The sequence below is a fragment of the Azoarcus taiwanensis genome (assembly GCF_012910885.1).
Classification (GTDB): domain Bacteria; phylum Pseudomonadota; class Gammaproteobacteria; order Burkholderiales; family Rhodocyclaceae; genus Azoarcus_F; species Azoarcus_F taiwanensis.
Genome location: NZ_WTVM01000151.1, coordinates 1 through 8,621 on the forward strand (window position 1 = coordinate 1; position 8,621 = coordinate 8,621).

An 8,621-nucleotide genomic window follows, 5' to 3' on the forward strand; every position below is an offset into this window, starting at 1 on the left:
CCGTTGCGGCCACGAAGACAATTCGAACGCGGTGCGAAGGCGATTCCGGAAAACAATGTCACGATGAAATTCGACCTGAACCTCAGTGCTGGCGCGGTGCCGCCGGCTTTTGCATCGCGCTGCTAACCTGAGGGCGGTACCAGCAAGCATCTAAAATGCTTGGATGGAACCCATTTACATAATCCTGCTAGCACACCACCTCGTTGGTTGTCCGACACTCGGTGCCGCCTTCTTTTTTGCTCCTGCAACTGAGGCCACTGGGGCATGACGATAGCCGTGAGCAGGCTTCGATCCGAGCGGAACAAAGGAAAGGTGACAGTTTTTGGGGAGCTCTGCAGCGGCGAAGTTCGGCAGCGGCGCGGGTTTCAGAGCATGGTGAGGGTTTGTGAGCAAATTACGAAAGCGAGCGCGCCGAGGGGAAGGTGATCGTTCCTGAAGAAGCCGGATAAAGGCATCAAACCCACCATTGGCGCGGGTTTCAGCTTCATAGAGGAAGAATCTTCGCCGGCTTCAGATCGGCGCGCGCCGTGGGAAAAGTGAGGGTTTGTGAGCAGATCGCGCCGGCCGCCGCCACTTTTTCACGATCTCAATCAATCACTTGTGTGAAAGGTGATAGTTTTTGGGGAAGTTTCAGATGCACGCTCAGCGAGGGGAAAATTCCCGTCCCTGAAGAGGCTCCCTGGACGCCAAGAACCCAGCACTGGCGCGGGTTTCACCCGCATGTAAAGAAATCCTTGGCTCCTTGCCGACCCGAGCGTGCCGGGGGAAAGGTGATAGTTTTTGGGGAACCTGGGCGGCTCTCACCCCAAGGTGACACTCTGTGAGCAGGCCCTCGCTGCTTGGCTTTGGACGAAACAGCGTCTTTTGTCTAATGCCTCGCACCGGTGATCCGGCGCGACTACGTCGGCGCGGCCGTCTTCCGCAGTGCGGCAAATACAACCCGTTGCTCAATCGCGTCGAGTCTGGCGTCGAGCGCAGCGCCGTCCATGGCGGGGCGGTTCGGGTCCATGAGGTACTGGGCCATATGTAGCGCGGTACTGTGGCCGAGTGCGGCCGCTCTCGAAATCCACTCGATCCCGACTGCTTCGTTCGCCTCGACCCCGGTACCTGTTATGTAGCAGCGGCCGAGTTGGTGCATGGCCTCGGGGTAGGTCTGTTTTGCTGCCGCCGTGAGCCACTGCGCGGCCTCGGTCGGCAGGCTCTGCATGAGGAACTGGAGCGCTAGGTCGCATTGCGCTTCTGCTTTGCCTGCGTCGGCGTCGACGATCAACGCGTGGTCTTCCGGCTCGAGGCGAAGACGGGAGAGGGCGACGACGTCATCGAGCTGAACGCGGGCGTGTTCCCCCTGGTCGGCGCCTCCTTGGGTGTGAAGCTGCCCATCGGCAATGCGGCGCCAAAGGGTGCGCTTGCTCAAGCCGGTCAGGGCGGCGGAAGTGTTCAGGGTGATGTAGGCCATCGGGGCGCTTGCCTTGTTTGGAAGGCGCCAGTTTAGCCCCGGCTTGGAGTGGGGGTGAGATGGCGTTGGGCCGTACGTGGTGGCGAGGAGGCCACAGCGCTGCGCCTGGCACAGGGGGGGGTGTGCCAAAAGTCTAGCGTGGCACAGGGGGGGGTGTGTCACGGCGAGGCGCTCTGTGCTTTTTTCGGGTGTTTGGCACACCCTCTCACCGGTGACGCGTGAGAAAAATCACATAACGTTGCCTGGCACGACCATTGCGTAGGGAAAGGCGGAAGACGCGGCAAATCACGATGAATCCGCGTCAGACGTTTTCTCTATTCCTAAAGGGGACGGTAATGAAAAAGATGCAACAAGGTTTCACGCTGATCGAACTGATGATCGTCGTTGCGATTATCGGTATTTTAGCTGCGGTGGCTATTCCTGCGTATCAAGACTATGTCGCGAAGGCCAAAGCGTCAGCAGCGCTTGCTGACATCGCCGCCGGTAAGACCAACTATGAATTAGCGTATGTCGAGGGGCGAACAGTCGACCTCGCCGCGACTGGTTTGTCATCCTCGACAGGGAACTGCAGCACCATCGCCGTCGCAGCCCCCGGGACCGATGGTTCTCAAGCAAACGCCATCGTATGCACTATCAATAAGCCTGGAAAACTGGGTTCGGCTCCGACGATCAAGTACTCCCGAAGCGCAGCTGGTATTTACTCGTGCATAACGACTGGGTTCCCGACGACTGGCACTGACTTCAAGCCTGCCGGTTGCACGCAATCCTAAAGCGGAAGCAGTGGAGAACTTTGGGACACACCCCAATTTCCCACGTAGCCTGAGCCTCACCACAAAGCCCGCCGCGGCACTGCCCGGCGGGCTTTGTTTTGCTCTAGCTTTGGACAAGATGAATCCTTTTGTCCCATGCGGTGATATGATTTCCATATACGGTGCGGGTTTGCGCCGGTTGTTTTGCCTCAAACATTGGACAAAACGATGAGCGAACGGAAGCACCTGACACAGATCGAGGTCGAGCGCCTGATGACGGCCACCAAGGGGAGCCGGAACGAGGCCCGCGACCGTTGCCTGCTGCTGCTGATGTTTCGGCATGGGCTACGGGTGTCGGAGGCTTGTGGGTTGATGCTCTCCCAGGTCGATACCGATAGCCGCGTGCTGCACGTTTCCAGGCTCAAGAAGGGGCTGTCGACGACACACCCGCTGCGCGCTGACGAACTGCGGGCAATCAAGGCATGGATGGCACAGCGGGAACGTATGGCGCCCGATACCCACGCCTTTTTCGTGTCGGAGCGCCGGCAACCCTTGAACCGTCGTACAGCGTGGGCTGCGATCCGCCGCTATGGCGAGCTGGCCGGGTTGCCCCTCGATGCCCACCCGCACATGCTCCGCCACGCTTGCGGCTATGCCCTAGCCGACCAAGGGGCGGATACCCGGTTGATCCAGGACTACCTAGGGCATCGAAACATTCAGCACACCGTCCGATATACCGCGACGAACCCGGCGAGGTTCGAGCGGCTATGGCGTTGAGCTCGGAAGAATTGAAGTGGCCTAGTCGGTTCGTTGGCTAGGCCTTTGGACATACAAAAAACAGGCTGAGGGGAAACATGACACAACTGGATCAAGCGCTGCCTGCAAAGGCACGCCGCACGGGCCGCGACCGCGCCACAGGGTGGCGCGATGCGCTCATAGAGCGCCAAGCGGAGACGTGGGCCGCGGTTCGGGAGGTGGGTGCACAGCCGCGCACGCACCTTTCCGACAGGGCCACCTATGTCCTGGGCGATACCATCCAGTGGCTGGCCGAGCTGCCGCCGAATTCCATTCATGCCGTGGTGACTGATCCCCCCTATGGCGTGATCGAGTACGAAGACAAGCACCACGAGAAGCTGAAGAAGGGGCGCGGCGGGGTGTGGCGCATCCCGCCATCTTTCGATGGGGCCAAGCGCAAGCCGCTCCCTCGTTTTACCGTGCTGAGCCAGGAGGAAATCACCGGGCTCTACAACTTCTTCGGAGCCTTGGCCTACGGCCTGCAGCGGGCTTTGGTGCCTGGCGGCCATATCCTGATCGCGTCCAATCCGCTTCTGTCGTCCCTGACCTTCCACGCCTTCCAGCAAGCAGGCCTCGAGAAGCGCGGCGAGGTAATCCGCCTGGTGCAAACGCTTCGCGGCGGCGATCGGCCGAAGGGGGCGGAAGAAGAGTTCGCGGACGTCTCCATGATGGCCCGTTCGTGCTGGGAGCCGTGGGGCATCTTCCGTAAGCCGATGGAGGGCACAGCCGCTGAGAACCTGCGACAGTGGGGGACGGGCGGGCTGCGCCGCATCTCCGAGGATGAGCCTTTCAAGGATGTGATCCCTTGCTCGCCCACTCGTGGCCGTGAGAAGGAAATCGCGCCGCATCCATCGCTGAAACCTCAGCGGTTCATGCGCCAGGTGGTGCGCGCTGCGCTGCCTCTCGGGATCGGGATCGTCTACGACCCCTTTGCGGGTAGCAGCTCGACCTTGGCCGCCGCAGAGGCGAACGGCTATCTCTCAATCGGCACGGACCGCGACACGGGTTACTATGCGCTCGGCCGCGAGGCCTTTGCTCCCCTGTCCACCTTGCCATTGAATGAGCGATGACGCCGGCCGACCTGTTTAGCGAATTCACCGCGGGTTTTCCTGCACGGAAGTTCTCTGCCGGCCTCCTGATGGCCTTCATCGACCTTTACACCGAGATCGGTGTTCCGGGGGCGGGGCTTGGCAGCTACCAGGACGTCATTGCGCGCTTCCCGCGCCAGCTCACAACCAATGGGGGCAAGCGAGCGAATACGCTGATCGTTGCCAAGGCCGATGGCGGCACGTTAAGCCTTCGGCCGTTCTACAACGCCGCGGAGCGGTTTTTCCGAGCCGAACACAAGCGGTTCGACTACCCGAGCTGTGCACCCCATGCGACGCAGGCATGGGCCGATTACATTCCTTGGCTGGATGCCCTCGCAACCTTCAGCGCTGCCGAGCTGGCGGAGCTGCGGCAGAACGTGGCTGATTACGTTCTCGCCGCGCTCAAGAGCCAGGCCTTCGATCCCACATCGGTGAAGGTTGAACCGCCCCTGTTCCGGATGTTGTTGGAGAGCTTCGACATGACCTCCAGGAGGGGGGAGCCGACCGGCGCCGCCTTCCAAGGGATTGTCTTCGGCTTCCTTCGAGCCGATAACCCTCACCTGCAGATCGAGATCGACAAGGTGCGGACTGGATCGAAGCGTCTGCAGCGAGTCGGGGACATCGACTGCTGGGAAGGGGCTCGGCTTGCGATCTCCGCCGAGGTGAAGCAGTTCGAGATCAAGAGCGAGGACGTCCCCGACCTCGAGGCCTTCGGTAACGAGACAGGCCGGCGCGGTACGCTCGGCCTCGTGGTGGCCTTGGGGTTCTCGGATGGCGTCGACGAGCTGATTGAAGACATCGGATTGAAGCCGCTCGATACGGATGATCTGTTGCGTATCGTGGAGCTGTGGGACCCGCTCAAGCAGCGCACGGCCGTTGCATCGCTGGTCTACTACGCGCGACACGTGGAGAAGAATTCGTCTCTGGCCGAGCGCATCGAGGCGTTCTTGAAGTCAGCAACTGAGACGATTGCGGCACCATGACAGAGTGCGCGTCTTCAGCATAGAGCCCGGCAATGCCGGGTTTTTAAGTGCGTGCTTGCGTGCTTTTTGTATTGCGTCTTAGCGTTAATTTATTATAATCGTGCAACGTTCTAGCCCGAGGCACGAAAAGCAGAATGAAAACTATCGTCTTAGCAAGCCAGAAAGGCGGCGCTGGCAAGACCACGTTGGCCGCGCATCTGGCTGTGGTAGCCGAGCAAGAAGGGGCAGGTCCGGCCGTCCTGATCGACACCGATCCGCAGGGTAGTCTGTCGGCTTGGTGGAACGCCAGGGAGGCCGATGCGCCGGCGCTGGCCTCGACCTCCCTGGCGGACCTTCCCGCCAAGCTCCAGGCGCTGGCATCCGCTGGCTTCAAACTGGCCGTGATTGACACCCCGCCGGCGATTACGGCAGCTATCCGCGACGTGGTGCGCCTGGCCGACCTGGTGCTGATCCCGACTCGGCCAAGCCCTCACGATTTGCGCGCAGTCGGTAGCACCGTAGACATTGCCCAGGAGACCGGTCGGCCGTTCGCCTTCGCCGTCACCCAGGCCAAGCCGACAGCCCGCCTTACGGTGCAAGCCGTGGCGGCCTTGTCGGTGCATGGAGCGGTCGCCCCTTCCATCGTGCATGACCGCGTGGATTACGCTGCCTCGATGGTGGATGGCCGCACCGTACGTGAAACCGATCCGAGGGGCCGTAGCGCCGAGGAAATGAAGCAACTGCTGTCTTTCGTGCTTGAACGCATGAACGCAAAGACGAAAGGCAAAAAGAAGGAAACTGTGTAATGGCAGCCAAGAAACTCGCTCCCGACCTTTCCGGCCTGGTCGCTACTAAAGGCCAAGCGGCTCCCGTTGCCAACATTCCGCAGCGCAGCGCAGCGCCGGCCGAGGAGCCCGAGGCGAACAATGTTCCACTGAATTTCCGTGTGTCCGCCGACTTGCGTAGGCGTTTCCGCATGTTCGCTGCCGCGCATGATTTGAAGCTGAACGAGCTGCTGCGCCTAGCGTTCGACGAATACGAAAAGCGACACGGCTGATCATCGTCGGCATGCGTAAAGAGATGATGACCCCCTAGAAACGAAGTGGCCCGATCAGTGCGGCAACACTGTCGGGCCGAGTGCTCAGGAGTTGCGTTCATGAACACACCGGAAAATGATACCAAGCGCCGCTGCGGCCGTCAGCAAACGCCCCGGCTCGATGACCAGGAGAAGATTGACGTAGCGCCGGCGGAGTTGCGCCTCTGGCGTGCCGGTTATCGGGATTACCTCGAGGCGAAGGGCGTGCCTCCCGCTAGCGCAGCAGACATGGCCGCCAAGGTGTCTTACCGGCCCGACCTGTACCCGACCGGCGACAGCCTGCCGCTTTTTCAGCTTGTACCGCCGCCGACCGAGGCCCGACCAGCGAAGAAGAGTGCGCGCACGGCCAAGGCCGAGAAGCCGATCCCGGCCACGATCTCGGCCAAGCCCAAGAACGGGCCGCTTACGCGCCGGGATTCCAAGCTGATCGAGGCCAGTGCCTTGATTGGCACCGAGCCGCCGAGCGGCGAGGACATGGCCTTTACCCATGCCGTGCTGTGCCAAGTCGGTTTGCCACGCTCCAAGGTGGAGGGCGAGCGGTTCATGCGTCAATCCGGCTCCGCGTGGGTCAATGTCCAGGCGGGCTATGTGGACGAGGGCAACGGCCCTGTTTTGCAACCTATCCCCTATGGCGCTATGCCGCGCCTGGCGCTGGCTTGGGTTTCGACCTTTGCCAAGCGCAACAACACCCGCGAGATTCCGATAGGCGACAGCGCAAGCGAGTTTTTGCGCTTACTTGGACAGCCGACCACCGGAGGCGAACGCGGTTCTTTCCGAACGCTTCGCACGCAGATGCACGCCCTGGCCGCTTGCCGCTTGCAGTTGGGCTATAAGGGGCGCACGTACAACGGCCAGCCGGTCGAGCAGTTTGACGCCTGGCAGGCCAACAAGGACAGCCAGCAAAAGGCGCTTTGGCCTGGCGTGATGCTGTTGTCCGAGGGCTACTTTTCCGAGCTGATCGCCAACGGCGTGCCGCTCGACAACCGTGCCTTGCACGCGCTCAAGGGTTCCGCCCTGGCGCTGGACGTTTATGCCTGGCTGGCCCACCGCCTGCACCGCATCGAGGGCCGCCCCGTAATCCTGCATTGGAAGTCGTTGCGCGAGCAGTTCGCTCAGGAGTACCAGGGCAAGGACGCAGACAAGGACTTCAAGAAGAAATTTCTTCCTGCGCTGCAAGCCGCCCAAGCGGTCTATCCGAAAGCCAAGGTCAAGCAGGTTACGGGCGGTGTGATGCTGCTGTCTTCGCCGCCGCCGATCCCGTTCAAGGGCGCTTAACTTCCGGGGCTTTTTCGCCGACGCGAAAACCGGGATGCCCTTCCAGGCGCGTGCCTTCGCGCTTGGTCCATGCGGGACTGGCCGGCGAGCCGGCTACCTTCCAGGCAACCACTACTTGAGCTGGTCGGCCTCGGGAAGTTCGAGGTCGATGAAGGGTTCAAGCCCAAGCCTTCGCATGACGTCCTCAAGCGGAATGGTTTTCTCGCGCCCCTCGCGAATCGCCTGTAGCCGCTCTTCGGCGATCCGAAGGTCTTCGCGGTCTTGCGCTTCTTCGTCGTCGAAATCGGGCACAGTCGTCCCCTGCGGTTAGGCTGCTTCCAGTACGCGCATTTCGACGTGCAGGCCGGCCGCCGCGGCCATGTTCACCAAGGCATCGAGGCCGAACAGGTTGATTTTCCCGCGCATCAGGTCGGAGACGCGCGGCTGCGTGACACCGAACAGCTTGGCTGCCTGCGACTGGCTCATTTCGGTGCGGGTGATGTGATCCTTGAGCGCCATCATCAGCTCGGACCGCAGCTTCATGTTCTCGGCCTCGGCCGGCGTGTCCTCGATGGCGTCCCAAACGCTGGCGTATCGTTGCTCGCTCATTGCCCTAGCTCCTTCACCAAGTCGCGGTAACGCTTCGCGGCGAGATCCACGTCGGCCTTGCTGGTCTTCTCCGTCTTCTTCTGGAAGCAGTGAAGCACATACACGGCGTCGGTGAACTTCGCCACATAGATGATCCGGAACGCGCCGCTCGCGTCTCGAATCCGAATCTCCCGAACGCCCTGGCCTACGGTGCTCATCGGCTTCCAGTCGTCGGGCTCGCGGCCCCTCTGCACCTGGTCGATCTGGTGGCCGGCCTCGCGTCGCGCAATCAGTGGAAAGGCGCGCAAGTCATCGAGGGAACTCCCCAGGAACTCGACGGGCTTGGGATCACTCATGCCACAACTATACAAAAGTTTGTATGTTCTGGCAAGTGGCCGGGGCAGGTAACCAGCTTAGCGTACGATTTTTTCCGTTGTCTGAGGCGCCCCCAGGTACGGCGGCACGCTGAATCGGACCCCCCTACGCGAAAAACTCAAGCCCTGATAAGGACTTGTCGCATGTTCGCAAGTCTGTGGACGGTGCGAGTTGTCCACGCTGAATCGGACCCCCCCGCTACGCTGAATCGGACCCCCCCAAGGGCGATTTTCACGCTGAATCGGACCCCCCCTAGCA

The 8,621-nt window shown here is 61.3% G+C and carries 11 protein-coding genes; 7 read left to right on the plus strand and 4 right to left on the minus strand.

Going from position 1 to position 8,621, the window contains the following annotated elements; genetic code table 11:
- Positions 1 to 898: 898 nt before the first annotated feature.
- The gene (locus GPA21_RS17445) at positions 899 to 1,456 is read right to left on the minus strand and encodes an SEL1-like repeat protein (RefSeq protein ID WP_168989382.1); all 558 of its coding nucleotides are present in this window, start codon (positions 1,454 to 1,456) and stop codon (positions 899 to 901) included.
- A 335-nt stretch (positions 1,457 to 1,791) separates the two neighbouring features.
- Between GPA21_RS17445 and GPA21_RS21215 the strand changes: the two genes are divergently transcribed.
- The 7 genes from GPA21_RS21215 (at position 1,792) to GPA21_RS17480 (ending at position 7,421) form a co-directional block, all read left to right on the plus strand.
- On the plus strand, positions 1,792 to 2,226 hold the full coding sequence (locus tag GPA21_RS21215; RefSeq protein WP_168989383.1) for a pilin: 435 nt from the start codon (positions 1,792 to 1,794) through the stop codon (positions 2,224 to 2,226).
- 207 nt (positions 2,227 to 2,433) lie between these two features.
- Positions 2,434 to 2,982 carry a tyrosine-type recombinase/integrase gene (locus GPA21_RS17455; protein ID WP_168989384.1) on the plus strand — a complete coding sequence of 183 codons (549 nt, stop codon included), beginning with the start codon at positions 2,434 to 2,436 and terminating at the stop codon, positions 2,980 to 2,982.
- 77 nt (positions 2,983 to 3,059) lie between these two features.
- On the plus strand, positions 3,060 to 4,070 hold the full coding sequence (locus GPA21_RS17460; protein ID WP_168989385.1) for a DNA-methyltransferase: 1,011 nt from the start codon (positions 3,060 to 3,062) through the stop codon (positions 4,068 to 4,070).
- Complete coding sequence (locus GPA21_RS17465) at positions 4,067 to 5,071, plus strand: hypothetical protein (protein ID WP_168989386.1); 1,005 nt, start codon at positions 4,067 to 4,069, stop codon at positions 5,069 to 5,071. The genes GPA21_RS17460 and GPA21_RS17465 overlap by 4 nt, the downstream gene beginning before the upstream one ends.
- A gap of 134 nt (positions 5,072 to 5,205) precedes the next feature.
- A complete protein-coding gene (locus tag GPA21_RS17470) occupies positions 5,206 to 5,856 on the plus strand; it encodes a ParA family protein (protein ID WP_168989387.1) in 651 nt (216 codons plus the stop codon).
- Complete coding sequence (locus GPA21_RS17475) at positions 5,856 to 6,107, plus strand: ribbon-helix-helix protein (RefSeq protein WP_168989388.1); 252 nt, start codon at positions 5,856 to 5,858, stop codon at positions 6,105 to 6,107. The genes GPA21_RS17470 and GPA21_RS17475 overlap by 1 nt, the downstream gene beginning before the upstream one ends.
- A gap of 267 nt (positions 6,108 to 6,374) precedes the next feature.
- The gene (locus tag GPA21_RS17480) at positions 6,375 to 7,421 is read left to right on the plus strand and encodes a replication protein RepA (RefSeq protein WP_168989389.1); all 1,047 of its coding nucleotides are present in this window, start codon (positions 6,375 to 6,377) and stop codon (positions 7,419 to 7,421) included.
- Between the two features lie 111 nt (positions 7,422 to 7,532).
- Here the strand turns inward: GPA21_RS17480 and GPA21_RS17485 are convergent, their stop codons facing one another.
- Genes GPA21_RS17485 through GPA21_RS17495 form a run of 3 tightly spaced genes read right to left on the minus strand, consistent with a single transcriptional unit; the run spans position 7,533 to position 8,344 of the window.
- Positions 7,533 to 7,712, minus strand: coding sequence for a hypothetical protein (locus GPA21_RS17485; protein ID WP_168989390.1), 180 nt, complete (start codon positions 7,710 to 7,712; stop codon positions 7,533 to 7,535).
- 15 nt (positions 7,713 to 7,727) lie between these two features.
- Positions 7,728 to 8,009 (minus strand): helix-turn-helix domain-containing protein, encoded by a 282-nt coding sequence (locus GPA21_RS17490; protein ID WP_168989391.1) that lies wholly within the window; start codon positions 8,007 to 8,009, stop codon positions 7,728 to 7,730.
- Positions 8,006 to 8,344, minus strand: a complete 339-nt coding sequence (locus tag GPA21_RS17495) for a type II toxin-antitoxin system RelE/ParE family toxin (protein ID WP_168989392.1) — start codon at positions 8,342 to 8,344, stop codon at positions 8,006 to 8,008. The genes GPA21_RS17490 and GPA21_RS17495 overlap by 4 nt, the downstream gene beginning before the upstream one ends.
- Positions 8,345 to 8,621: the final 277 nt, after the last annotated feature.

Coding starts and splice junctions, on each gene's coding strand:
- GPA21_RS17465 (WP_168989386.1), top strand. CDS start 4,067: ATGACGCCGGCCGACCTGTTTAGCGAATTCACCGCGGGTTTTCCTGCA.
- GPA21_RS17460 (WP_168989385.1), top strand. CDS start 3,060: ATGACACAACTGGATCAAGCGCTGCCTGCAAAGGCACGCCGCACGGGC.
- GPA21_RS17495 (WP_168989392.1), bottom strand. CDS start 8,344: ATGAGTGATCCCAAGCCCGTCGAGTTCCTGGGGAGTTCCCTCGATGAC.
- GPA21_RS17470 (WP_168989387.1), top strand. CDS start 5,206: ATGAAAACTATCGTCTTAGCAAGCCAGAAAGGCGGCGCTGGCAAGACC.
- GPA21_RS17455 (WP_168989384.1), top strand. CDS start 2,434: ATGAGCGAACGGAAGCACCTGACACAGATCGAGGTCGAGCGCCTGATG.
- GPA21_RS21215 (WP_168989383.1), top strand. CDS start 1,792: ATGAAAAAGATGCAACAAGGTTTCACGCTGATCGAACTGATGATCGTC.
- GPA21_RS17490 (WP_168989391.1), bottom strand. CDS start 8,009: ATGAGCGAGCAACGATACGCCAGCGTTTGGGACGCCATCGAGGACACG.
- GPA21_RS17475 (WP_168989388.1), top strand. CDS start 5,856: ATGGCAGCCAAGAAACTCGCTCCCGACCTTTCCGGCCTGGTCGCTACT.
- GPA21_RS17445 (WP_168989382.1), bottom strand. CDS start 1,456: ATGGCCTACATCACCCTGAACACTTCCGCCGCCCTGACCGGCTTGAGC.
- GPA21_RS17480 (WP_168989389.1), top strand. CDS start 6,375: ATGGCCGCCAAGGTGTCTTACCGGCCCGACCTGTACCCGACCGGCGAC.